The sequence below is a fragment of the Haloplanus salinarum genome, from assembly GCF_024498175.1.
GTDB classification, from domain to species: Archaea; Halobacteriota; Halobacteria; order Halobacteriales; family Haloferacaceae; genus Haloplanus; species Haloplanus salinarum.
In genome coordinates this window covers 2,634,905-2,658,089 of sequence record NZ_CP101823.1, presented here as the reverse complement: position 1 = coordinate 2,658,089, position 23,185 = coordinate 2,634,905, and the positions used below count along the sequence as shown (strand labels likewise).

The 23,185-nt window shown below is 67.1% G+C and carries 22 protein-coding genes and 1 tRNA gene; 21 read left to right on the top strand and 2 right to left on the bottom strand.

Annotated features, from left to right (window positions below; genetic code table 11):
* The first annotated feature begins 4 nt into the window (after positions 1-4).
* The 3 genes from NO364_RS13910 to NO364_RS13900 all read left to right on the top strand — a co-directional run bounded on the left by NO364_RS13910 (position 5) and on the right by NO364_RS13900 (position 4,701).
* The gene (locus NO364_RS13910) at positions 5-2,992 is read left to right on the top strand and encodes a DNA-directed RNA polymerase subunit A' (RefSeq protein ID WP_157691234.1); all 2,988 of its coding nucleotides are present in this window, start codon (positions 5-7) and stop codon (positions 2,990-2,992) included.
* Positions 2,985-4,199: a DNA-directed RNA polymerase subunit A'' gene (gene rpoA2, locus NO364_RS13905; protein WP_157690305.1), complete on the top strand. Its 1,215-nt coding sequence runs from the start codon at positions 2,985-2,987 to the stop codon at positions 4,197-4,199. Before NO364_RS13910 ends, rpoA2 begins: the two co-directional genes overlap by 8 nt.
* A gap of 76 nt (positions 4,200-4,275) precedes the next feature.
* Entirely contained in the window at positions 4,276-4,701 is a 426-nt protein-coding gene (locus NO364_RS13900; protein WP_157690306.1) for a NusA-like transcription termination signal-binding factor, read from the top strand.
* On the opposite strand, the gene NO364_RS13895 is transcribed toward NO364_RS13900, so the two are convergent.
* Positions 4,702-5,892 carry a PQQ-binding-like beta-propeller repeat protein gene (locus NO364_RS13895; protein WP_157690307.1) on the bottom strand — a complete coding sequence of 397 codons (1,191 nt, stop codon included), beginning with the start codon at positions 5,890-5,892 and terminating at the stop codon, positions 4,702-4,704. It abuts the gene before it with no gap.
* Positions 5,893-6,108: 216 nt separating this feature from the next.
* Here NO364_RS13895 and NO364_RS13890 point away from each other — a divergent pair, with 216 nt between their 5' ends.
* The 3 genes from NO364_RS13890 to NO364_RS13880 are packed head-to-tail and all read left to right on the top strand — an operon-like array spanning position 6,109 to position 8,391.
* Positions 6,109-6,537: a 30S ribosomal protein S12 gene (locus NO364_RS13890; protein ID WP_092635289.1), complete on the top strand. Its 429-nt coding sequence runs from the start codon at positions 6,109-6,111 to the stop codon at positions 6,535-6,537.
* Positions 6,537-7,157: a 30S ribosomal protein S7 gene (locus NO364_RS13885; RefSeq protein WP_157690308.1), complete on the top strand. Its 621-nt coding sequence runs from the start codon at positions 6,537-6,539 to the stop codon at positions 7,155-7,157. Before NO364_RS13890 ends, NO364_RS13885 begins: the two co-directional genes overlap by 1 nt.
* Positions 7,158-7,197: 40 nt before the next feature.
* Positions 7,198-8,391, top strand: a complete 1,194-nt coding sequence (locus NO364_RS13880; RefSeq protein WP_157690309.1) for an iron-containing alcohol dehydrogenase — start codon at positions 7,198-7,200, stop codon at positions 8,389-8,391.
* Here the strand turns inward: NO364_RS13880 and NO364_RS13875 are convergent.
* Entirely contained in the window at positions 8,388-9,152 is a 765-nt protein-coding gene (locus NO364_RS13875) for a DUF5781 family protein (protein WP_157690310.1), read from the bottom strand. The genes NO364_RS13880 and NO364_RS13875 overlap by 4 nt on opposite strands.
* A 164-nt stretch (positions 9,153-9,316) precedes the next feature.
* On the opposite strand from NO364_RS13875, the gene NO364_RS13870 reads away from it, so the two are divergent.
* From NO364_RS13870 to NO364_RS13800, 15 genes are all read left to right on the top strand, one after another.
* Positions 9,317-11,506 (top strand): elongation factor EF-2, encoded by a 2,190-nt coding sequence (locus NO364_RS13870; RefSeq protein ID WP_157690311.1) that lies wholly within the window; start codon positions 9,317-9,319, stop codon positions 11,504-11,506.
* Between the two features lie 98 nt (positions 11,507-11,604).
* Positions 11,605-12,798 carry a sensor histidine kinase gene (locus tag NO364_RS13865; protein WP_157690312.1) on the top strand — a complete coding sequence of 398 codons (1,194 nt, stop codon included), beginning with the start codon at positions 11,605-11,607 and terminating at the stop codon, positions 12,796-12,798.
* Positions 12,799-12,967: 169 nt separating this feature from the next.
* Positions 12,968-13,555, top strand: coding sequence for an amino acid-binding protein (locus NO364_RS13860; protein WP_199243644.1), 588 nt, complete (start codon positions 12,968-12,970; stop codon positions 13,553-13,555).
* A complete protein-coding gene (locus NO364_RS13855; RefSeq protein ID WP_257627838.1) occupies positions 13,552-14,505 on the top strand; it encodes a homoserine dehydrogenase in 954 nt (317 codons plus the stop codon). Before NO364_RS13860 ends, NO364_RS13855 begins: the two co-directional genes overlap by 4 nt.
* 142 nt (positions 14,506-14,647) lie before the next feature.
* Complete coding sequence (gene tuf / locus NO364_RS13850; protein ID WP_257627837.1) at positions 14,648-15,913, top strand: translation elongation factor EF-1 subunit alpha; 1,266 nt, start codon at positions 14,648-14,650, stop codon at positions 15,911-15,913.
* Positions 15,914-16,222 carry a 30S ribosomal protein S10 gene (gene rpsJ / locus NO364_RS13845; RefSeq protein WP_157690315.1) on the top strand — a complete coding sequence of 103 codons (309 nt, stop codon included), beginning with the start codon at positions 15,914-15,916 and terminating at the stop codon, positions 16,220-16,222.
* Positions 16,223-16,303: 81 nt separating this feature from the next.
* Positions 16,304-16,375 (top strand) — tRNA-Ala (locus NO364_RS13840).
* 180 nt (positions 16,376-16,555) lie between these two features.
* Positions 16,556-17,125, top strand: a complete 570-nt coding sequence (locus NO364_RS13835) for a DUF7123 family protein (RefSeq protein ID WP_257627836.1) — start codon at positions 16,556-16,558, stop codon at positions 17,123-17,125.
* Positions 17,122-17,799: a hypothetical protein gene (locus NO364_RS13830; protein WP_257627835.1), complete on the top strand. Its 678-nt coding sequence runs from the start codon at positions 17,122-17,124 to the stop codon at positions 17,797-17,799. The genes NO364_RS13835 and NO364_RS13830 overlap by 4 nt, the downstream gene beginning before the upstream one ends.
* The gene (locus NO364_RS13825) at positions 17,796-17,981 is read left to right on the top strand and encodes a hypothetical protein (protein ID WP_257627834.1); all 186 of its coding nucleotides are present in this window, start codon (positions 17,796-17,798) and stop codon (positions 17,979-17,981) included. Before NO364_RS13830 ends, NO364_RS13825 begins: the two co-directional genes overlap by 4 nt.
* A complete protein-coding gene (locus NO364_RS13820) occupies positions 17,978-18,238 on the top strand; it encodes a hypothetical protein (RefSeq protein WP_257627833.1) in 261 nt (86 codons plus the stop codon). Before NO364_RS13825 ends, NO364_RS13820 begins: the two co-directional genes overlap by 4 nt.
* Positions 18,239-18,344: 106 nt before the next feature.
* Positions 18,345-18,770 carry a hypothetical protein gene (locus NO364_RS13815; RefSeq protein ID WP_257627832.1) on the top strand — a complete coding sequence of 142 codons (426 nt, stop codon included), beginning with the start codon at positions 18,345-18,347 and terminating at the stop codon, positions 18,768-18,770.
* Positions 18,767-18,946 carry a hypothetical protein gene (locus NO364_RS13810; RefSeq protein ID WP_157573408.1) on the top strand — a complete coding sequence of 60 codons (180 nt, stop codon included), beginning with the start codon at positions 18,767-18,769 and terminating at the stop codon, positions 18,944-18,946. The genes NO364_RS13815 and NO364_RS13810 overlap by 4 nt, the downstream gene beginning before the upstream one ends.
* Positions 18,943-20,682: a DUF7845 domain-containing protein gene (locus tag NO364_RS13805; protein WP_420191803.1), complete on the top strand. Its 1,740-nt coding sequence runs from the start codon at positions 18,943-18,945 to the stop codon at positions 20,680-20,682. Before NO364_RS13810 ends, NO364_RS13805 begins: the two co-directional genes overlap by 4 nt.
* 1,072 nt (positions 20,683-21,754) lie before the next feature.
* Entirely contained in the window at positions 21,755-23,182 is a 1,428-nt protein-coding gene (locus NO364_RS13800) for a hypothetical protein (RefSeq protein ID WP_257627830.1), read from the top strand.
* Positions 23,183-23,185 lie beyond the last annotated feature (3 nt).

Below are 23,185 nucleotides of genomic sequence, written 5' to 3'. Positions count from 1 at the left end.
GTCAATGCAAACACCAAAGGAGATCGGCGGTATTCAGTTCGGGCTGATGGACCCGGAGACGTACCGAGACATGTCCGCGACGAAGGTCATCACCGCGGACACCTACGACGACGACGGCTACCCCATCGACATGGGGCTGATGGACCCGCGGCTCGGCGTCATCGATCCCGGGCTGGAGTGTCGGACCTGCGGCCAGCACTCCGGGTCGTGTAACGGTCACTTCGGTCACATCGAACTCGCGGCGCCCGTCATCCACGTCGGCTTCACGAAGCTCATCCGTCGGCTCCTGCGTTCGACGTGCCGGGAGTGCGGTCGACTCGCGCTCACCGAGGAGGAACGCGAGGAGTACCGCGATCAACTCCAGCGTGATCTGGAGCTCGGCGAGGATCCCAACGACGTGCTGAAGTCGGCGGTCCGGCAGGCGCGCAAGCAGAGCTACTGCCCGTTCCCGGACTGCGACGGCGTGATGCACGACATCAAACACGAGAAGCCGACCACCTACTACGAGGTGCAGGACGTCCTCGCGGGGGACTACTCCGAGCGCATCGCGGAGGCGATGCAGCCCGACCCCGACGACGAGGACGACGAGGGGACCAGTCCCCGCGACCTGGCCGAGGCCGTCGGCGTCGACCTCGACCGCATCAACGACATCATGGCGGGCGAGTTCCGCCCCAAGAGCGACACGCGGAAGAAGTTGGAGAAGGTCCTCGACGTCGACCTCACCGAGGAGGACATGAACAAGCTGATGCCCTCCGACATCCGCGACTGGTTCGAGGACATCCCCGACGAGGACATCGAGGTCCTCGGCATCGACCCCGAACGCTCGCGCCCCGAGTGGATGATCCTGACGGTCCTCCCGGTGCCGCCGGTGACGGCCCGGCCGTCGATCACGCTCGACAACGGTCAGCGTTCCGAGGACGACCTCACGCACAAGCTGGTCGACATCATCCGCATCAACCAGCGGTTCATGGAGAACCGCGAGGCGGGTGCCCCCCAGCTCATCATCGAGGACCTCTGGGAGCTGCTCCAGTATCACGTCACCACGTTCGTCGACAACGAGATTTCCGGGACGCCACCGGCCCGGCACCGCTCCGGCCGGCCGCTGAAGACGCTCTCACAGCGCCTGAAGGGGAAGGAAGGCCGGTTCCGCGGGAGCCTCTCGGGCAAGCGCGTCAACTTCTCGGCCCGGACGGTCATCAGTCCGGATCCCACCCTCTCGCTGAACGAGGTCGGGGTGCCCGACCGGGTGGCCAAGGAGATGACCCAGACGCTGAACGTCACCGAGCGCAACGTCGAGGAGGCACGGCAGTACGTCGCCAACGGCCCCGAGGGCCATCCGGGCGCGAACTACGTCCGGCGGCCCGACGGCCGGCGGCTGAAGGTGACCGAGAAGAACTGCGAGGAGCTCGCCACCAAGGTCGAGGAGGGGTGGGAGGTCAACCGCCACCTCGTCGACGGCGACATCGTGATCTTCAACCGGCAGCCGTCGCTCCACCGGATGTCGATCATGGCCCACGAGGTGGTCGTGATGCCGTACAAGACCTTCCGGCTGAACACCACCGTCTGCCCGCCGTACAACGCCGACTTCGACGGCGACGAGATGAACATGCACGCCCTCCAGAACGAGGAGGCGCGGGCCGAAGCGCGCGTGCTGATGCGGGTCCAAGAGCAGATCCTCAGCCCGCGATTCGGCGAGAACATCATCGGGGCCATCCAGGACCACATCAGCGGGACCTACCTGCTGACCCACGACAACCCCCGCTTCACCGAGACGCAGGCGCTCGACCTGCTGCGGGCGACGAGCGTCGACGAACTCCCGCCGGCCGACGGCGTTCGCGAGAGCGGCGCTCTCGCGAGCCAACCAGAAGCAGTCGCTTCTGGTGACGAGGAGGACGGCGAGCCCTACTGGACGGGCCGCACCGTCTTCTCGGAGCTCCTGCCCGACGACCTCAACCTGGAGTTCACGTCGTCGGCGGGCGACACCGTCGAGATCGTCGACGGCCAGCTGGTCTCGGGTACCATCGACGAGGACGCGGTCGGCGCGTTCGGCGGCGAGATCGTCGACACCCTCACCAAGGTGTACTCCGAGACCCGCGCCCGCGTGTTCATCAACGAGGTGGCCGCGCTGGCGATGCGGGCGATCATGCACTTCGGGTTCTCGCTCGGTATCGACGACGAGTCGATCCCGCCGGCGGCCAACGAGCAGGTCGACGATGCCATCGGCAACGCCTACGAGCGCATCGACGAACTGATCGAGCGCTACGAGGCGGGCGATCTGGAGTCCCTTCCGGGTCGGACCATCGACGAGACCCTGGAGATGAAGATCATGCAGACGCTCGGCAAGGCCCGCGACAGCGCGGGCGAGATCGCCGAGGAGCACTTCGACGAGGACAACCCGGCCGTCATCATGGCCCGCTCGGGTGCCCGTGGGTCGATGCTCAACCTGACCCAGATGGCCGGCTGTGTCGGCCAGCAGGCAGTTCGCGGCGAGCGGATCAACCGCGGCTACGAGGACCGCACGCTGAGCCACTACCAGCCCAACGACCTCTCGGCCGAGGCCCACGGTTTCGTCGAGAACTCCTACCGTGACGGGTTGACCCCGCGGGAGTTCTTCTTCCACGCCATGGGCGGCCGCGAGGGGCTGGTCGACACGGCGGTCCGGACCTCGAAGTCCGGCTACCTCCAGCGGCGGCTCATCAACGCGCTGTCGGAACTGGAGTCCCAGTACGACGGCACCGTCCGCGACACCTCCGACACCATCGTCCAGTTCGAGTTCGGCGAGGACGGCACCAGTCCGGTGAAGGTCTCCTCCAACGACGACAACCCGATCGACGTCGAGGGGATCGCGGACCGCGTGATCGAGGCGGAGTTCGACTCCGAGGCCGAGAAAGAGCAGTTCCTCGGCGGGCGCGAGCCGCCGACGAACCTCTCGGAGTACGCCGGCCCCGGGCTGAACAAGGCCCAGGGCATGGAGGTGGAGTCGGATGACTGACGCCGAGTACGAACACGTCACCGAGGACATCGAGGCGGTCGTCGAGGACACTGAGCTCCCTCGGCGGTTGAAAGACCGGATCTACGAGACCGTCGAGGAGCGCGGGCCGATCACGACCGAGCAGGCCAACGAGATCGCACAGGCGACCGAGACGAAGTACATCGACACGCGGGTCGACCCGCTGGACCCGGTCGGGACGGTCTCGGCCCAGTCCATCGGGGAGCCGGGGACCCAGATGACGATGAACACGTTCCACTACGCGGGTGTCGCGGAGATCGACGTCACCCAGGGGCTCCCGCGGCTGATCGAGCTTGTCGACGCCCGGAAGACCCCCGACACGCCGATGATGACGGTGTACCTCGACGAGGAGTACGCCACCGACCGCGAGCGCGCCCACGAGGTGGTGTGGTCCATCGAGTCCACGAAGATCCTCTCGCTGGGGGACGTCTCGACGAACGTCGCGGACATGCTCGTCCAGGTCGACCTCAACGAGGAGACGCTGATCGAGCGGTGGCCGACCGTCGACGACGTCGACGAGGTGGCGGCCCGGATCGCCGAGACCATCGAGGATGCGCTCGGCGTCTCGACCCGCCGCTCGGGAACGCTCATCGAGTTCGGTCCCTCCGAACCCAGCTATCGCGAACTGCTCCAGCTCGTCGAGGAGCTTCGCGACGTCGTGTTCAAGGGGATCGAGGAGGTCTCCCGGGTCGTCATCCGCAAGGAGACCCTCGAAGACGGCGAGGAGTTCGTCCTCTACACCGAGGGGTCGGCCTTCGGCGACGTGATCGAAATCGAGGGCGTCGACGCCTCCCGCACCACGTGTAACAACATCCACGAGATCTACCGGAATCTGGGCGTCGAGGCGGCCCGCGAGGCCATCATCAACGAGACGATGGACACCCTCGAGGAGCAGGGCCTCGACGACGTGAACGTCCGGCACCTGATGCTGGTCGCGGACATCATGACCAACCGCGGCACCATCGAGTCCATCGGCCGCCACGGCATCTCGGGGTCGAAGGAGTCGGTGCTCGCCCGTGCGGCGTTCGAGGTGACGGTGAACCACCTGCTCGACGCCGCCGTCCACGGCGAGCGCGACCGACTCGACGGCGTCATCGAGAACGTCATCGTCGGCAAGCCGGTCGCCATCGGTACCGGCGACGTCGACCTCCGGATGGGCTCGTTCAGCGCACAGCCCTCGGACGACTAGCGATGGAGAACGAACGTCGGTTCCGGCGGCGCGCGGACGCGGGACCCGCCGGTATCCGGACGTCCTTACCCCGATAATGCGGATCACCCTGTCGGATCGCGACCGTCGGTACATCGCCTGCTTCGAGGACGAGACCGGCGCGACAGCCCGCGACTGCCTCGTCTACGAGGACGAGGATCGGGTCGTCTTCCTCGTCGCTGCCGGCGAGATGGCCGACGCGGTCGGCCCCGGCGGCCGGCGGGTACGGGCGGTCGAGGAGACGCTCGGCCGCTCGGTCGAACTCGTCGAGGACGCCGACACGCCGGAGGCGTTCGTCGCCAACACCCTCGCCCCGGCGGCGGTCCAGCACGTCACGATCAGCGAGCAGGGCGACCGGATCGCCTACGCGGAGGTGCCCGAGGCCGACCGCGGCGCCGCCATCGGCCGCGACGGGCGGAACATCGAGACCGCCCGGCGGCTCGCCAGCCGGCATTACGACCTCGACGACGTGCAGTTGACCTGACTACCCGTCGTCGAGCGCGTACACGTCCCCGGCTTGGGTCGCGACGAGGACCGTTCCGTCGACGGCGACCGGCGACCCGGTCACGCCGCCGAGCACGACGTCCGTGTAGCTCCGCTCCCGTGTCTCGACCCGCCAGCGCTCCACCCCGTCCGCCCCGAGTGCGATCACCGCCCGGCCTGCCCCGACGAGGACGGTCCCACCGACCACCACCGGCGCAGTCGGATCGCGGTCGATTTCGGTCCACCACCGCCGTTCGCCGTCTTCGACCCCGAGCCCCGTCACCCCGCCGCCGTGGGCGACGACGGCCGTCCCGTCGCCACGGGCGACCGAGTGTGTGACCCGGTCGTCGACGGCGGTACGCCACCGGCGGTCCCCGGTGGCGGCGTCGAGCGCGCGGACGCGCCCGGACTCGTCGGCGACGAGCACCGCGTCCCCGACGACGGTCGGGGCGGCCACGGCGCGGCCGTCGAGCGACCGGTCCCAGACCGTCTCGCCCGTGTCGGCGTCGAGGGCGACCGCCGAGGCGGACTCGCCGGTCGCGTAGACGACCCGGTCGCCGACGGTCGCCGGCGCGGCCGCGTACGCACCGAGGTCGCGCCGCCACCTGACGGTCCCGTCGTGTTCGACGGCGGCGACCTCGCCGTTCTCGTATCCTCCGCCGACGAAGACGGCGTCGTCCGTCGGGGTCGGCGAGGCGTTCACGTCGTTGTCGGTCAGGGCACGCCAGCGCACCGTGCCGTCGGCGGCGTCGACGGCGACCAGCCCGCGAGGGACGGACTCGCCGCCGTTCCAGACCGTCGTGTAGACGACGTCCCCGTGGACCGCGGGGGTGGCGTCCGAGGCGTGGCCGGCGTCGACCGTCCACGCCACGTCGCCGGTATCGGCCGCGAGTTTCACCAGGTCGCCGTCGAAGCCGACGTAGACCGCGTCGCCGTCGACGACCGGTTGGCTGGCGTCGTAGCGTGCCGGGGTCCGCCGCCAGGCGACCGTCGGGGACGAGGGCGTCGGGCCGTCGAGGCGGCCGCCGTTCCCGGCGTCGACCTGGTACTGCGGGACCGATCCCGCGGCGTCGACGGGCCGGTTCGTCACCGTCGTCGGTTCCGGGTCGTCGGTGTCGTCGCCGAGACAGCCGGACAGCGCGGCGGCCAGGGTTCCTCCGAGGAGGGCGAGGGCGGCACGGCGAGCGGGCATACGCCGTCTCCCCGGGACGGCGGAATAAGCCTTCCGCCGTTCCGTCTCTCACGGGTTCTCGACGCTCTTTCGGTGCTCATCGTCGTTCTCCCGACGCCGATTCCTACTGAAGAACTCCTCAGATCGGAGTAGCGGGTGCCCTAACGCGTTCTGAGACGGTTTCGCCGCGACCGAAAAGGGAGGCTTAAGTAGCTCCGTCGGCAACGAGGTTGCACTATGGCGAACGGCAAATATGCGGCCCGCAAACTCAAGAAGGACCGCCAGACGCGGCGGTGGTCCGACTCGGAGTACGCGCGACGCGAGCGCGGCCTCCGGAAGAAGTCGGACCCGCTCGAGGGGGCGCCCCAGGCACGGGGCATCGTCCTCGAGAAGGTCGGCATCGAGGCGAAACAGCCCAACTCGGCGATCCGGAAGTGCGTCCGGGTCCAGCTGATCAAGAACGGCAAGCAGGTGACGGCGTTCTGTCCCGGCGACGGGGCCATCTCCTTCATCGACGAACACGACGAGGTCACCATCGCCGGCATCGGCGGCGCGAAGGGTCGCGCGATGGGCGACCTCTCCGGCGTGAACTACAAGGTCGAGAAGGTCAACGGCGTCTCGCTCATCGAACTCGTGCGCGGTAACGCGGAGAAACCGGTCCGATAATGTCCGAGAGCGAAGGCGACACCCCCGATCCGGACGCCCCGGCCGGCAGCGACGAGACGGAGACGGACGCCCTGCTGTTCGGCGTCTGGGAGACCGACGACATCGCGTACGCCGATCCGAGTACGAAGCGGTACATCAACGTGACCCCCATCGCCCACACGATGGGTCGGCACGCCTCCAAGCAGTTCCAGAAAAGCGAGATCTCCGTCGTCGAGCGGCTGATCAACCGCCTGATGCAGACCGAGGAGAACACGGGCAAGAAACAACAGGCGATGCGGATCGTCCGCGACGCGTTCGAACTCGTCCACGAGGGCACCGACGAGAATCCGGTACAGGTCCTCGTCACGGCCGTCGAGAACGCCGCGCCGCGCGAGGAGACCGTCCGCCTGAAGTACGGTGGCATCTCCGTCCCGCAGGCCGTCGACGTGGCCCCCCAGCGCCGCGTCGATCAGGCCCTGAAGTTCCTCGCCGAGGGCACCTACCGCGGGTCGTACAAGACGCCGACGAGCGCCGCCGAGGCGCTCGCGAACCAGCTGATGGGCGCCGCCGACTACGACGTCGGCACCTACGCCATCAACCAGAAAGAGGAAGCCGAGCGGGTCGCCGCGGCCGCCCGGTAACGCCCGAAGAGCTACTTACTTCCCGTCCGACGGAGCGGATATGTCGGACATCGGGTCCCTCGATACGTCACACGCGATCCGGAGCCCCGCCCACGTCGAGTACGGGTCGGGGGCGATCGACGCCCTCGAACCGTTCGCGGCCGACCGCGACGCCGACTCGGCCCTGCTGGTCACCGACGAGCACCTGTCGACGACCGGCGTCGTCGACGGGCCCCGCGCCCGCCTCGAGGCCGCGGGCGTCGACGTGACAGTGTACGACGGCGTCGCCCCGGAGCCGAAGCTGTCGATGGTCGAGGCGTCGGCCGAACTGGTGGCCGACCACGACGTCGTCGTCGGCGTCGGCGGCGGGAGTTCCATGGACACCGCGAAGTTCGCGGCGGCGCTCGCGGCCACGGACCGTCCGGTCCGCGAACTGTTGGGGATGGACAACGTCCCGAACCCGACGAAGCCGCTGGCGCTCGTGCCCACGACGGCGGGCACGGGAAGCGAGGTGACCCACATCGGCGTCTTCGCCGACGAGCGCGCGGGCGGGGTGAAGAAGGTCGTCTTCTCCCCACACCTCTTTGCCGACCTCGCGGCAGTCGATCCGGATCTGACGGCGACGCTGCCGCCGGGGGTCGCCGCGGCGACGGGGCTAGACGCCCTGACACACGCCGTCGAGAGCTACGTCACGCTCCTGCGGACGCCGTATACGGACACGCTGGCGCTCCGGGCGGTCGAACTGGTCGCCGAGAACCTCCGGCCCGCGGTCACGCAGGGGACGGCCAACGACGCGGCCCGGGCCAACATGAGCCTCGCGGCCACGCTCGCCGGGCAGGCGTTCGTCAACTCCGGACTGGGGGCGGTCCACGCGCTCACCTACCCGCTCGGCATGGAGTGTGACCTGGGCCACGGACTGGCGAACGGCGTCCTCCTGCCACACGTGATGCGGTACAACGTGCCCGCGGAGGTCGATCGGTTCGCCGACCTGGCGGCGGCACTCGGCGCGGAGCGACGCCCCGGCGAGTCCGAACGGGCGTTCGCCGAGCGGAGCGTCGAGGCGACGTTCGACCTGCTCGAAGACGTGGACGTGCCGACGAGCATCGCGGCGTTCGACGACTTCGACCGAGGGGCCTTCGCCGACTTCGCGGACGTGGCGTTCGAACACTCCGAGCACAACATCGAGCGGAACCCTCGGGCGATGGACCGCGAGGACGTGATCGACGTGTTCGAGGCGGCGGTCGCGGGCCGCTAGTCGGCCGCCCGCCCCGCGTCGAGGGCGTACTCCCGGGTCGCCGTCACCAGGTCGCGACGGAAGTCGCTCTCGCTTGGGTCCTCGCCGAGGGTGCGAAAGAGGCGTTTGAACGTCTCCATCCCGACGGTCGGGGCGTCGGCGGCGGCGGCCCGCGCCAGGTCGTACAGGCGGTGTTCGGCGTCGATCAGGCCGTGGCGCTCGACCAAGGCGAGGGCGAAGGCGGCGTTGACGGCGGTGATGTCGGGGTCGGCGCCGACGGAGACGCGACGGGAGTCGGCGGCCGCGCCGGTGGGACCGGGGCCGGGGGCGTCGGCGACGGCGGCCGCGAGCTGTGACTCCAGAAACTGGACGAGTTTGGCCGCCGGCGCCACCGAGAGGGTGATGTCGTCGGCGTAGATGTCGCGCATGTGGTTGGCGATCTGATAGCAGTGGGTCAGCTTCCGGCGTTCGACGTCGCGGCCGGAGAGCGCGAGAAAGAGCGCCTCGTCCGTCGACTGCGTGTGGGAGGCGTGGCCCTGTTCGTACCGGACCATGTGGGCGAGTTCGTGGAGGGCGAGTTCCCGCGCCATGGCGCTCGTGGCGGCCTGCCGGGAGATGTTGAGCACGTGGTGGTCGTCGTAGTGTGCGGTCCAGGTCCGCTCGTCCGGGTCGTCCCGGACGCGGACGCGAACGGGTCGATCCAGGTCGTGTTCGGTGGCGAGCAGGTCGGCGGCGCCGAGAAACGGGTCCGGTGGCGCGCCCGCCCCTACGCGTACGTCCATGCTTACCGTTATCACGGGTCAGACCGGTAAGACGGTTGCGGTCCGGGCGTCCGACGAGCCGACTCGTGGTATCACGTAACACGCGGGGCTAACCGCCGGAAATCGGCGGTTTCGTTGCCGGCAAAGCACTACCCTTTTGACCCTCCTGGCGGTATGGGACTGTAATGGGCCGACGAAAGAAGATCGTACAAGAATGTGAACGGCTGATGGACAAACCGGAGAACATCCGGAACATCGCCATCGCCGCTCACGTCGATCACGGCAAGACGACGCTGACGGACAACCTGCTCGCCGGTGCGGGCATGATCTCCCAGGACACCGCGGGCGAACAGCTCGCGATGGACACGGAGGAAGACGAGCAGGAACGCGGCATCACCATCGACGCCGCGAACGTCTCGATGACCCACGAGTACGAGGGTGACAACCACCTGATCAACCTGATCGACACCCCCGGCCACGTCGACTTCGGTGGCGACGTGACCCGAGCGATGCGCGCCGTCGACGGTGCGCTCGTGGTCGTCGACGCCGTCGAGGGCGCCATGCCCCAGACGGAGACGGTGCTCCGACAGGCGCTCCGCGAGGGCGTCAAGCCGACGCTGTTCATCAACAAGGTCGACCGACTCATCTCCGAACTGCAGGAGGGCCCCCAGGAGATGCAGGACCGACTCCTGTCGGTCATCCACGACGTGAACGAACTCATCCGTGGCATGACCGAGGAGATGGACGACATCACCGAGGACTGGACCGTCGGCGTCGAGGACGGCACGGTCGGGTTCGGCTCCGCGCTGTACAAGTGGGGCGTGTCCATGCCCTCGATGCAGCGGACGGGCATGGACTTCGGCGACATCATCGACCTCGAACGCGCGGACAAGCGGCAGGAACTCCACGAGCGGACGCCGCTCTCCGACGTCGTCCTCGACATGGTGTGTGAGCACTTCCCGAACCCGCTGAACGCCCAGCCCCGTCGTATCCCGCGCATCTGGCGCGGCGACGCGGAGTCCGACCTCGCGGAGACGATGCGGCTGGTCGACGAGGACGGCGAACTCGTCCTGATGGTCACGGACATCGGGATCGACCCCCACGCCGGCGAGATCGCCGCGGGGCGTGTCTTCTCCGGCACTATCGAGAAGGGCCAAGAGCTGTACGTCTCGGGCACCGCTCGGCAGAACCGCGTCCAGAGCGTCGGCATCTACATGGGCGGCGAGCGCGAGGAAGTGGAGCGCGTCCCTGCGGGCAACATCGCCGCCGTCACCGGACTCAAGGACGCTATCGCCGGTTCCACGGTGTCGAGCGTCGAGATGACGCCGTTCGAGTCCATCGAACATATCAGCGAACCGGTCATCACGAAGAGCGTCGAGGCCCGGAACATGGACGACCTGCCGAAGCTCATCGAGACGCTCCAGCAGGTCGCCAAGGAGGACCCGACGATTCAGGTCGAGATCAACGAGGAGACCGGCGAACACCTCATCTCCGGCCAGGGCGAACTCCACCTCGAAGTCATCGGTCAGCGCATCGAGCGCAACCAGGGTATCCCGATCAACACCGGCGAACCGATCGTCGTCTACCGCGAGGCACCCCAGGAGGCCTCCGGCGAGGTCGAGGGCGTCTCGCCGAACCGCCACAACAAGTTCTACATCACGGTCGAGCCCCTGAGCGACGATATCGTCGACGAGATCCAGCTCGGGAACGTCTCGATGGACATGCCCGAACTGGAGCGCCGCGAGGCGCTGCAGGAGGCCGGCATGGACAAGGACACCTCCCAGAACGTGGAGCACATCCACGGGACGAACATCCTCATCGACGACACGAAGGGGATCCAGCACCTCAACGAGACGATGGAACTCGTCGTCGAGGGGCTCGAAGAAGCCCTGGACGACGGCCCGCTCGCGGCCGAACCCGTGCAGGGTGCGCTCATCCGGCTTCACGACGCGAAGCTCCACGAGGACACCATCCACCGCGGTCCGGCACAGGTCATCCCCGCGGTCCGGGAGGCCGTCCACCGCGCGCTCATCGACGGCGAGATCCGCCTGCTCGAACCCATCCAGGACGTCCGCATCGACGTCCCCTCGGAGCACATGGGTGCGGCCTCCGGCGAAATCCAGGGCCGCCGTGGCCGCGTCGACGACATGTACCAGGAGGGTGACCTCATGGTCATCGAGGGTATCGCGCCCGTCGAGGAGATGATCGGCTTCTCCTCGGACATCCGGAGCGCCACCGAGGGTCGCGCGTCGTGGAACACCGAGAACGCCGGCTTCCGCGTGCTCGCCGACAACCTCCAGCCGGACCTGATCGAAGAGATCCGCGAGCGCAAGGGTATGAAGCTGGAACTGCCGCCGTCGGTCGACTACATCTAACGGCGCAGTCGGTCGACTACGCCGTCGGCCGCCCTTCTTCTCTCAACGACGATAACTCGGCGGACAGGTTCATGACCCGTCTCTGCCTTGCTCCGCCGATGACAGGAGTACTCGCCCGCATCGACCGAGCACTCGTTCGACTGTTCGGCCCGGGACCGACCGCCGAGGGGCGGCGCCGGGAACGGCTGGCCCGGCTCGGTTCGTGTGCGGTCGTCGGTCTGACCGGCGTCGCGCTGTTCGTTCCGAACCTGGCGCCGTTTCTGGTGGGATCCCAACCGATCGTCGGGGCCGGGTTAGCGGTCCTGGGGACGCTCGTCTGTCTCGGCCTGGTCGCCGCCGGCGTCCTGCTGTATCGGAGTGACTTCTCGACGCCCAACGCGGTTCGGATCGCCACGTGGAACTTCCTCGGGCTCGTGGTCCTCGGGACCGTCCTGCTCGCACACGGCGTCTACCGCGGCGCGCTCGGGACCGTCACGCCGGCCGACGCGCTGGCGGCGGGGAACGTCCTCGCGATCAGCGCCGCCGCCCACGTCATCATCGGCGTCCACGACGCCAGGCGAGTGCGTGCGGAGCAACTGGCGCGCGAACGCGAGAAGTTCGCCGTGTTGAGCCGCGTCCTCCGGCACAACCTCCGGAACGACGCGACCGTGTTGATCGGTCAATCACGTCAGCTGGCGGCCGAGTTGGACGACCCGTCGCTCGCCGAGACCGCCGAGACGCTCAGCCGGCGTTCCCGGGAGGTGGGGGGACTCGCCGACAAGACCAAGGCGATGGTCGAGGCGTTGGATCGGCGGTCGTCGCCGAACGCACGGCTGAACGTCCACGACGTCGCCACGGACGCCGTCGACGACGTCTCGGCGGCCGACGGGGCGGAGGTCGCCGTCGACGTGCCGCGAGACCTGTGGATCTGGGCCGACGACAGCATCGAACGGGCACTCGCCGAACTCGTCGAGAACGCGGTCGAACACGGCGGCTCGGAGGTCCACGTCAGCGCCGACACCGCCGACGACGGGGCCGTTCGGATCGACGTCGCGGACGACGGCCCGGGCGTCCCCGCGGACGAACGCGTCGTCATCTCGGGTGAGGAGGAGATCACACAGCTCAAACACGGGAGCGGGCTCGGCCTCTGGGTCGCCCGATCGGTCGCGGAGGCCGCCGGCGGGGATCTGTGTTTCGACACCGACGGCGAGCGAACCGTCGTTCGGCTCGTCCACGACCGGGCCGCAGTCCCGGCCGCAGTCGAAATGGCGGACGACGATGCCGCGGCCCCCGCACAGTCGTCCACGGTCTGAATCGTCCGCGACCGATGCAATCTTATACCCCACCGGCACAGTGTGTACCATGCCTCGCGGCACGAACACCGGCAGTCGACGTGTCGGCACGGAGCTACCCCGCGGCCCCTCCCCGTCGCCGATTACAATTATTGCGTCGACGGGACGTGCCGCGGGGGTGACGGCCTGAATGGTCGACGCGGGCGACGCGGAGACCGAGGCCGTCACCGACGACGTGGACGGAGAACGGACGGACGGCGGCGAGCGTCCACAGACCCATACGATCCGGTTGGAACTCGTCGACAAGCCCGGCGAACTGCTGTCGGCGCTCCACCCCATCTCCGAGAACGGCGGGAACCTCCTCTCGATATTCCACGAGCGGGGGAACCTCACCCCGCGGGGACACATCCCCGTCGAGGTGGACGTCGAGTGCCCGCCGGATCGGTTCGAGACCATCGTCGACGCCCTCCGCGCGGAGGGGGTCAACGTCATTCAGGCGGGTGCCGAGCGGTACGGTGAGGAACTGACGCTGTTGCTGGTCGGCGACATCGTCGACACCGACCTCTCGGATACGCTCCAGCGGATCGAATCGAGCACCGACGCGGCGCTCGCGGACCTGTCGCTCTCGGCGCCCGAGGGCCGTAGCGGCGCCTCCAGCGCGCGTCTCAGGCTGGCGACCCGGACCGGCAGGTCCGACGAGGTGTTCGAGCACGTCCGGCAGGTCGCCGACGAGAAGGACCTCGACGTGATCGAACCGCTGGTGGGGGTGGCGGAATGAGCCTCCGACTCGCGGTGATCGGCGTCGGCGCCGTCGGCCGCTCGGTGGTCGAACTCGCCCCGGAGTACGGCCACGCCGTGACGGCCGTCGCGGACTCACGGTCGGCGGCGGTCGACCCCGGCGGACTCGACGCGGAGACTGTCTTCGACCGCAAGGAGGCGGAGGGCGTCGTCGGATCGGCCGACCCCGAGGACGCGCTGGCCGCGGAGTACGACGTCCTAGTCGAGGCGACGCCGACGACGCTCGGCGACGCCGAACCCGGCTTCTCGCACGTCGAGGCGGCGCTCGAACGCGACCGACACGCCGTCCTGGCGAACAAGGGTCCCGTCGCGGAGCGGTACGCGGACCTGATGGCACTCGACGCCGAGAGTGCGGGCACGGTCCAGTTCGAGGCGGCGGTCGGCGGCGCCATCCCCATCCTCTCGACCATCGCGGACTTCGGCCCCGGACAGATCACGGCGGCGCGTGGCGTGCTCAACGGCACCGCCAACTTCATCCTCTCGCGGATGGCCGCCGAGGGACTTGGCTACGAACACGTCCTCGCGGAGGCACAGGACCTGGGCGTCGCGGAGGCCGACCCCGCATTCGACGTGGAGGGGACGGACGCGGCGCTGAAGTTCGTCATCCTGGCGAACGTTCTCGGCGAGGGAGAGCAAGTGTACAGCCTCGCCGACGCGGACGTCGAAGGCATCCGGGACATCCCGGCGAGCGCGCTCGACCTGGCCGCGGAGGACGGCCGGACGATCCGGTTGATCGGCGAGGCGACGGCCGACGGCGTCCGCGTGGGACCGCGACTCGTCCCCCAGCACGACGCCCTGGCGGTGACGGGGACGCGTAACATCGTCCAGTTCGAGACGGTCAACGCCGGCCAACTCCACCTCAGCGGCCGCGGCGCGGGGGGGCCCGAGACGGCGACGGCCATCCTCTCGGACGTGGGCCGACTGGAGTAGCCCTCCCGTCACCCCGCAGTCGTGCGGTACGGTGTCACGAACCGCAAGACAGCGGCGGGCTGCTCTGTGGCGTGTATCGAAATGGTTTTAGGTGATTCGCGGCAAATAGTCGTCACCAAGCGCCTTAGCGCGTGATTCCACTATGAGTGACAAACCGCACCAGAACTTGGCCATCATCGGCCACGTCGACCACGGCAAGAGCACGCTCGTCGGGCGACTCCTGTTCGAGACAGGGTCCGTACCCGAGCACGTGATCGAGCAGTACCGCGAGGAAGCAGAGGAGAAGGGCAAGGGCGGCTTCGAGTTCGCCTACGTCATGGACAACCTCGCCGAGGAGCGAGAGCGTGGTGTCACCATCGACATCGCCCACCAGGAGTTCGACACGGACGAGTACTTCTTCACCATCGTCGACTGTCCGGGTCACCGTGACTTCGTGAAGAACATGATCACGGGGGCCTCCCAGGCCGACAACGCGGTGCTCGTCGTCGCGGCCGACGACGGCGTCGCGCCCCAGACGCGCGAGCACGTCTTCCTCGCGCGGACGCTCGGGATCAACGAGCTGATCATCGGCGTCAACAAGATGGACATCGTCGACTACAGCGAGGACACCTACAACGAGGTCGTCGAGGAGGTCAAGCAGCTCCTCAAGCAGGTCCGCTTCGGTACGGAGGACGCCTCCTTCATCCCGATCTCCGCCTTCGAGGGCGACAACGTCGCCGAACAGTCCGGCAACATGGACTGGTTCGACGGCCCGACGCTGCTCAAAGCCCTGAACGACCTGCCGGCCACGGAGCCGCCGACGGACGCGCCGCTCCGCCTGCCGATCCAGGACGTCTACACCATCTCGGGCATCGGGACGGTCCCGGTCGGCCGCGTCGAGACGGGGATCATGAACACCGGTGACAACGTGTCGTTCCAGCCCTCGGACGTCGGTGGCGAGGTCAAGACCATCGAGATGCACCACGAAGAGGTGCCCGAGGCCGGCCCCGGCGACAACGTCGGATTCAACGTCCGCGGCATCGGTAAGGACGACATCCGCCGTGGCGACGTCTGTGGCCCGGCCGACGACCCGCCGTCGGTCGCCGAGACGTTCCAGGCGCAGGTCGTCGTCATGCAGCACCCGTCCGTGATCACGGCGGGCTACACGCCGGTCTTCCACGCCCACACGGCGCAGGTCGCGTGTACCATCGAGTCCATCGACCAGAAGCTCGACCCCGCCAGCGGCGAGGTCGCCGAGGAGAATCCGGACTTCATCAAGTCCGGCGACGCTGCCGTCGTGACGGTTCGACCGCAGAAGCCGCTCAGCATCGAGCCGTCGTCCGAGATTCCGGAACTCGGGAGCTTCGCCATCCGCGACATGGGTCAGACCATCGCGGCCGGCAAAGTGCTCTCGGTCAACGAGCGATAGATGCAGCAGGCACGCGTTCGCCTGGCGGGCACGAGCCCCGAGGATCTCGACAGCATCTGCGACGAAGTCCGCGAGATCGCGAGCAAGACGGGCGTCAACCTCAGCGGACCGATCCCGCTGCCCACGAAGACCCTGGAGGTCCCGTCGCGGAAGTCCCCCGACGGCGAGGGGACGGCCACCTGGGAACACTGGGAGATGCGCGTCCACAAGCGGCTGATCGACATCGACGCGGACGAGCGTGCGCTTCGTCAGCTCATGCGCATCCAGGTGCCGAACGACGTCAGCATCGAGATCGTCCTCGAAGACTGATCGCACGGCGCTAAGGCGTTTCATCGCCCTTTCGGTCCGAACAGAAGCTTACAAGTACGCCCGACGGCTGGGTCACAGTGCGGGCTCGTAGATCAGTGGCAGATCGCTTCCTTCGCAAGGAAGAGGCCCCGGGTTCGAATCCCGGCGAGTCCACTACCCCCTTTCTTCCTGTCGAACTACGCCGATAAGCGGCAGTAGCGTCGCGACTACGGTATTCTGCGTTGGAGACGAAGCCGCAACTAATCGCCGTTCGAATCGAAGGACTTCCGCAACCGAATCCGGGTCCACGCAGTCCACCGATATTATCGAAGGAAATCGGGGGTGGACGGCGTGATGGCGGACACCGACTCGGGCGGCTCCGAGTACCCGTCCGACCAACTTCGTGACGACCTTGCGGCCCTCCTGCATGAACAGCTCGGAGACGATTCAACTGCGTACCTCCACAGTAGCGACCTCGCCGAACACCTCGACGCGAACGCGAGGCGCATCGGTCGGAACCTCGAAGCCGCCGCCGAGCGCGCCGGTCTTCACGCCGAGAAGTGGTCACACAACGGTCGCTCGACGACGTGGCTCGTTGAGGATCGCGGCGATCGGGAAGGCGACGGCGTCGATCGCGGCGATAGTGTCGAGACAGACGGTGGGTCTTCCGTTATCGAAGCCGGTGGGCTCGCTCGCTTCGAGACGCCCCACACGTTCTATCAGGACGAGGACGGCGTCGACGTATCGCTCTTCGTCGACCAGGTGAACGCCGGCGTCGTCGCCTTCTTCGCGCAGTTCGAGGAGGGTAACGCGGTCGAGATGAGCCTCCTCGCGAACCTCTCCGCGAGGGACTGTCGGGAACTCGCGAACATCCTGACGCGAGCGGCCGATGCGGCCGAGGTACAGGAGGCGGTCGACCGATGAGCGGGTGCGTCACCTGCGGTCGGCCGACGCCGCGACGCAAGTGTCGTGCTTGTGAGATAGATGAGCGCGCCGCAGAACGCGCCAAGCATCGAGACGACGACCACCCGGAGTGTCCCTCCTGTGGCGGCCGGACGAGCGGCGAGGGTGTCAAGTGCTACCGATGCCGCCGAGCCGACGGTGTCGAGACTGACGGTGGTCACGAGGTCTTCGTCGAAGCCGAAGACGGCGGTTTCCGCGCCGAGACGTGCCCCAAGTGTGGCGGCCGCCTTCGCTACGCGACCCCGCGAGTCGGCGCGATCGAGTGTGACGACTGCGGCGAGCACTACCAACACCTCAAAAACACGAGCCACGAGTACCTCATCGACGAGAACGGCGACGAGGTTGCCTCGGCGGCGTCGGACCTTAGCGCCGACGGCGGTCGCGAGGAGTGTCCCCGGTGCGGCTACCTCCACGAAGGTGAGTCCGAGTGCCCCTACTGTGGCGCCGATCCGGCCGACCACGACGACGGCGACACCCTCCGGCCCGACGGTGGCTCGATTCGCGGTCTCGAGGCCGGCGACGATATCGAGCGTCACCTGCAGAACGTGCTCGACGCGAGCGACGACTCCGAGGCCCGCTATCACGCTCGCCACGCCCTACAGTATCTCGAAGCCGACCAGGAGGGCCGCCGATGAACCTGCGGAAACACGCGCCGCTCGGCCCGTGTGACGACTGTGGCCGCATCCGCCGGTGCCGGCCCGTCGACGGCGTCGGGTGGGCGTGCCTCGAGTGTGTTCCGGCCGGCGACGGAGACGGCGACCTCGACGCGATCGCCTCGAACGGCGCCGTCGCGACCGACGGAGGTGAGGACCGATGAGCGCCGCTCCCATCGTCTCCGGTCACCTGCGCGAGCGGTGGCTCGACCGCTCGGCCGCCCCCTCGCTCGAGCCGGCGGTACTGTGGGAGCGCGGCGCGCGCGTCCCTGCGGACGAGTTCGTGGCCGATGAGGCGCGTTACATCCCGACCGCCGACGTGGTCGTGATTCGGCGTGGGTCCTCCCTCTCGACCGTCCTCGAGCCGGACCTCGCCGAACCGCTCGCGAACTACGCCGTCGACCAGGAGGCCGACCGATGACCTATCGCGAAACCTGTTCCTATGAGTGTCCCGACTGTGGCTCGCGAGTCTTCGTCGGACACTCCTACTGTTCCTCCTGCGGCGAAGCGCTCGAGGAGGTCGACCCATGAGCGAATCGCATCACTCCGACCCCGGCCCGCGCGGCTCGCTCCCCGTCGACGAGGAGACGCTCGACGACCAGGCACCGCTCCCGATCGCCGCCGAGGTCGCGCCGATCGACGGCGACCCCTCGCGAGGTCGCTTCGAGTGCCCCTCCTGCAGCCGCGATGTGAGTTCGACCAGGAGGCCGCACCGCATCGACGCCGACCTCGTCGACGAGGCCGGCCTCGAGGCGCTCGGCGTCGACGAGGTGCCGGTCTTCGGGTGGGCGTGCGACTACTGTTCGCTCGTCCTCCCGCTCGACGCCGACCTCGCTCGCCGCGAGCCGGCGATCGCCCCCGACGTTTCCGGGTGGGGAGTCGTTCGACTCGCTCCCGAGAGAGGCCCCCGCATCCGGGGGTTAGTTCCGAATCAGGAGGTCCTCGGCCGATGACCGCTCCTGAAAACCCGGTCTGTCCGAGGTGTAAATTCGCTGGCGTCGGTGGCGTGATCGACAAGGGATATGCTACGGAGCCTACCGACGACCTGCAGAAAGCCGACCTGTACGAGTGCCTTAACTGTGGATACACCGGGATGGACGTTTGTTTTGAGGGGGCCGGCGAACTATGAGCTTCGACTCGGAATCCCTCGCGAGCGGCGAGTTCGGCGCCGACGTGGTTCCCCAGGACCTCGAAAGCGGCTCGACGGCGACGAAGATTCGACGGACCGCTTCGATCACTCACGGTGTCGGCGTCTCGGTCGTGCTCGACGACGGCCTCGAACTCTACAACCACTCCCGTCGCGACGTGTGGCGCGACGTGATCGGCGAGGCCGGCGGCGAGAAAATTGTCGAGGCCGACCCCGACTTTCTCCCCGACGGAGACTACGTTTGGGTCTTTAAATCGAGCGGATGGACAGCTGGTAAAGAGAACTCGGCCGGCGAGTGGAAACAATGGTACGAATACAAGCTTACGCTGAAACGTCGTGAGACCGACGAGGATGGTGAGGAGGAACTCAAGAAACCCCCTACGTCGTGCTCGATTGATATTCAGCCCCAGGCGGAGGACCTCACCTACAAGGACGGAAACGACTACTCGATTCCGTACGGTGAAGGCACTCGTCTCCGAATCCGAACGACGTATGTCGAGCGCTCCGGCCAGGTGATCGACCGGCTCTTTACCTGCCTCTCCGACGCCCTCGAGCGCCTCGGTGGCGACCCCGACCTCGTCGACGTGGGCGATATGAAAGCCGACTCGGCGCGCATCTTCAAGCTCGAGACTCACGTCCGGTTCGATATCGACGAGAAACATCCGGTGAAACTGTGCCTCGATAAGAGCGAGAACCTCATCGACGTGGGCGGCGGCGCCGAGGTGAAGACCTGGAAACGCCGAGACAAGGCCGGGTGGATGGAAGCCCGTATTACCTCCGATCGGTGGGACCGGCTCGGCTTCGACGCCCTCGAGGTCGACGCGATCGAGGACGGCGAGGAGACGACAAAACGTCTTTCTCGAGAACTCAAGTGCTACCAGGCGACCGATTGGGAGGACCGCTCTCGCGACGACCCACTTCACCATCCGAAGCTCGAGGCGAGTCTCGCCGGCGATTCGACGGCTCACCTCTCCGAGTGGGACTCTACACTCAAGTCGCTCCGTCGGCTCGTCCTCTCTCACCTCGAGTGGGCCGGCGTCGACGACGGTGACCTTGTCGCCGACGACTACTTTAAGCCGAGCACACAGCCGACCGTCGAGGTCGCTCACCCCGACGGTCGTCGCGAGGACCTTCGTCGCTTCTACAGCCGCTTCGAGCCGGTCGTTTGGTCGGCGGCGATGAAGTATCAGACCGACGCGCAGTATGATATCCTCTCGATTATCTGTGAGAACTACGGCGCTACGTACGAGCAACTCATTTCGGCTACCGGCTACAGTAGGTCGAATATCGAGTATCACGTCGGCGAACTCAAAGACCTCGGCCTCCTGGTCACGGTCGGGAACCCCGCGATCATCGCCTTCGACGCCGACTACCTCTACGAGAAGGTCTCGGAGTTAATCGACTCGAAAATCGCCCCCCACTTCGACGAGGAGACTATCTCCGCGCGCCGGCTCGGTCGCGAAGAACGTGCTCGCGAGCGAAAGGAGGCGCGCGAGAACGGCGAGGCGAACGGGTGCGGCTCGTCGAGCGACGCCGGCGACGGCGACCAGGAGGAACGCGCCGACGACCAGGAGGACGCCGACGGCGATCGCGGCGAGTTCGTTTACCTCTCGGAGTGGGAGGGTAACCTCCTCGACCTCGAGCATGAACTCGAGTCGCCCGATCACCGGCGCGACGAGGAGGACGTGAGAATCCGCGAGTTCGGCCCGCCGAGGTAGCGACGACCTCGGCCGGCGCTCGCTCTTTTCTTAGTCGCATCGCTCGGTTTCTACCCCTCGACGTCAATAATTTTCAGGCATTAGCGGCGTGAACGCGCCGATTTTCACTTTAGACCGGCGCTCGGCGTGATCGACGCGCAGGCGCTCGGCGTGATCGACGCGATCGCGACCGTCGACGCCGTCGAGCCGGCCTCGAGCGCCGTCGATCGCCGCTCGCGAAACAGCCGTTTCGGGGCGTGAGGCGCGAGCGCCGCCGAAACCGGTTTGCGGAATCCGCTTACGACAATGCCTCTAAGGAGGAGAGGAAATAACGCGGCGCGCAGAACGCGCGCCGCTACCGCCGAACCACCTCGCTCCGGCCGACTCGTGGCGTGAACCGGTTCATCCTCGAAAACACAAGGGGTCGGATACCCCCCACCAAATCGGAAACCAGTTTGCAGTATGTCTTTAGACGGGAAACTCCCCAAAGCCGTTATACAAGAATAGTGAGACATACGACCGCTCGGAGAACGTCTCCGAGTCGGCCCCCAGGGAGGTGGGACTTTCCGGGGGCCGTTTTCGTGCCGGCAGCGACACTCTCCTCTCCCCGGTCATAAACGAGACGGCTCGATTCTAAAAGATGAGACCGCTATTCGGACGGAATCGGTACCTCGATGCCGATCACACCCCGCTCGATATCGAGGTACGGAGACGCTTCGTCGACCGCGAGTCCGTCCCCGTTCAAAACTCCGTAGGTCTCGAGTTCACGTTTCGGTAAGGATACCGTTACGCTGTTGCCCGCATCGTTCAACTTCCGACTATCCGCAATCTGTCGCTTCATGGGAGGTGGGACTGCAACCTGTTATGACTCACATTATCAGATAAACATTGCCGCGAGTTACTACACGGCCCACTACTCAAGTCGTTATACTCGACTTACATATCAACACCCGGCCCCTCCGCGCGATTATCCGGGGCCGATGCCCCGGTCGTGGTTGTATGACCGGCGAACCCCCCACCCGCATCCGGGTGGCCGATCGACGTATCGAACACGACGACTATCTCCGCGCGCCCCAGGAGGTGCTCGACGACCGTGCGACGTAGCCTCCCCGCGATCGGCCTCGTCGCCCTTCTCCTGGTATCGGCGGTCGCACCCGCAGCGATGGCACAAGTCAACTCCTCGAGCGACTACACGCAGGGCGCTCGCCTCGAGGCCGACGTAACGAAGGACGTGCATCAACTCTCCTGGGACTCTCCGCTCACCTACGAAGCCGACGACGGGACCCAGGCAACACTACCCGGAACCCTGAACGACTCGGCAAACAACACGTTCGAGTTTCAGGCGAGTGACCTCGATGCCGCCGCACTCGGCGAGTTCCCGCGCAAATCCGACGAGTCTAACAACTCCGCGTCGGGACTCGACGCGAGCGAGTGGACCGCGAACGGCGCCACGGTGAGCGACACCGAACCGGCCGCCGGTGTCGAGGCGATCGGCGTGAGTGCCTCGGCGGCCGGTGACTCGGCAACTTACTCGAACTTCTCTGTCGGCTCCGACGAGCCGAACCGCTACCTGCAGCTCGTCCTCGACGTGAACTCCCTCGGGAGCGGCGCCGAGGTACAAGTGCGCGTCGTCGACTCCGACGGCGACTACAAGACGGCCCGCATCAACGGCTCGGCCTCTCTCGACGAGGACGTGATCGCGACCGGCACCGGCGAGGGCTACGTCTACCAGCGGCAACTCGGTGAAATGGCGACGAACACCGCCGGAGACGGCACGTTCGACAACATCGAGTCCGTCGAGATTCACTTTGTCGGCGGCACCGGCGACGTGACCCTCACCGCCCTGAACGTCGAGAAGATGTCGACGTGGTCGTTCGGTGAACGCAAGGTCGACACCGACGACGATGACGACCTCGAGACCGAGACCGTCACCGAACACAAGACGACCGGCACGATCGCGATCGACGACCTCTCGACGTTCTCCGACGCGCTCGACGAGGGGTCGATTCACGGCCTCACGATGCCGGTGAAGTTCCGCACCGCCGACCTCGGTACCTCCGACGTTTCGGTTAACTTCACCGCCGCCGACGGCTACCCGTCCTTCTCCGACCGTGTGAATCTCTATTATCGGCTCGAACTCCCCTCGGCCTACGACTTGTCCTACTCGAACGCCGAACTCGTCGCCGAGACCGAACTCCCCTCGAACCGGTATCTCGCCGTCGAGACCGCCGAAGGCGTCTCAGACACCGAGTTCGGAGATATCTCGACGTGGTCCGACTCGACTTCGATGTTCGACAACGAAGGCGACGAGGTCTCGCTCGACACCACCATTCAGCCCGGCCAGAAAATCGCCGTCCACGCGAAATATCTCGTCACCGGCGACGAGAGGGACGCGATCGAATCGGCCGGCGTGGTCGGTGGCCCGATGGGGGATTCCGGTGGCGGGGTCAACATCCCGATCATCGGCGGCATCATCGCCGCCCTCGGTGGGATTTGGGGCCGCATCAAAGGGCTGATTTAGGGG

Excerpts from the sequence above, each read along its gene's own strand:
- NO364_RS13910 (WP_157691234.1), top strand. The coding sequence starts at position 5 with ATGCAAACACCAAAGGAGATCGGCGGTATTCAGTTCGGGCTGATGGAC.
- rpoA2 (WP_157690305.1), top strand. The coding sequence starts at position 2,985 with ATGACTGACGCCGAGTACGAACACGTCACCGAGGACATCGAGGCGGTC.
- NO364_RS13900 (WP_157690306.1), top strand. The coding sequence starts at position 4,276 with ATGCGGATCACCCTGTCGGATCGCGACCGTCGGTACATCGCCTGCTTC.
- NO364_RS13895 (WP_157690307.1), bottom strand. The coding sequence starts at position 5,892 with ATGCCCGCTCGCCGTGCCGCCCTCGCCCTCCTCGGAGGAACCCTGGCC.
- NO364_RS13890 (WP_092635289.1), top strand. The coding sequence starts at position 6,109 with ATGGCGAACGGCAAATATGCGGCCCGCAAACTCAAGAAGGACCGCCAG.
- NO364_RS13885 (WP_157690308.1), top strand. The coding sequence starts at position 6,537 with ATGTCCGAGAGCGAAGGCGACACCCCCGATCCGGACGCCCCGGCCGGC.
- NO364_RS13880 (WP_157690309.1), top strand. The coding sequence starts at position 7,198 with ATGTCGGACATCGGGTCCCTCGATACGTCACACGCGATCCGGAGCCCC.
- NO364_RS13875 (WP_157690310.1), bottom strand. The coding sequence starts at position 9,152 with ATGGACGTACGCGTAGGGGCGGGCGCGCCACCGGACCCGTTTCTCGGC.
- NO364_RS13870 (WP_157690311.1), top strand. The coding sequence starts at position 9,317 with ATGGGCCGACGAAAGAAGATCGTACAAGAATGTGAACGGCTGATGGAC.
- NO364_RS13865 (WP_157690312.1), top strand. The coding sequence starts at position 11,605 with ATGACAGGAGTACTCGCCCGCATCGACCGAGCACTCGTTCGACTGTTC.
- NO364_RS13860 (WP_199243644.1), top strand. The coding sequence starts at position 12,968 with ATGGTCGACGCGGGCGACGCGGAGACCGAGGCCGTCACCGACGACGTG.
- NO364_RS13855 (WP_257627838.1), top strand. The coding sequence starts at position 13,552 with ATGAGCCTCCGACTCGCGGTGATCGGCGTCGGCGCCGTCGGCCGCTCG.
- tuf (WP_257627837.1), top strand. The coding sequence starts at position 14,648 with ATGAGTGACAAACCGCACCAGAACTTGGCCATCATCGGCCACGTCGAC.
- rpsJ (WP_157690315.1), top strand. The coding sequence starts at position 15,914 with ATGCAGCAGGCACGCGTTCGCCTGGCGGGCACGAGCCCCGAGGATCTC.
- NO364_RS13835 (WP_257627836.1), top strand. The coding sequence starts at position 16,556 with ATGGCGGACACCGACTCGGGCGGCTCCGAGTACCCGTCCGACCAACTT.
- NO364_RS13830 (WP_257627835.1), top strand. The coding sequence starts at position 17,122 with ATGAGCGGGTGCGTCACCTGCGGTCGGCCGACGCCGCGACGCAAGTGT.
- NO364_RS13825 (WP_257627834.1), top strand. The coding sequence starts at position 17,796 with ATGAACCTGCGGAAACACGCGCCGCTCGGCCCGTGTGACGACTGTGGC.
- NO364_RS13820 (WP_257627833.1), top strand. The coding sequence starts at position 17,978 with ATGAGCGCCGCTCCCATCGTCTCCGGTCACCTGCGCGAGCGGTGGCTC.
- NO364_RS13815 (WP_257627832.1), top strand. The coding sequence starts at position 18,345 with ATGAGCGAATCGCATCACTCCGACCCCGGCCCGCGCGGCTCGCTCCCC.
- NO364_RS13810 (WP_157573408.1), top strand. The coding sequence starts at position 18,767 with ATGACCGCTCCTGAAAACCCGGTCTGTCCGAGGTGTAAATTCGCTGGC.
- NO364_RS13805 (WP_420191803.1), top strand. The coding sequence starts at position 18,943 with ATGAGCTTCGACTCGGAATCCCTCGCGAGCGGCGAGTTCGGCGCCGAC.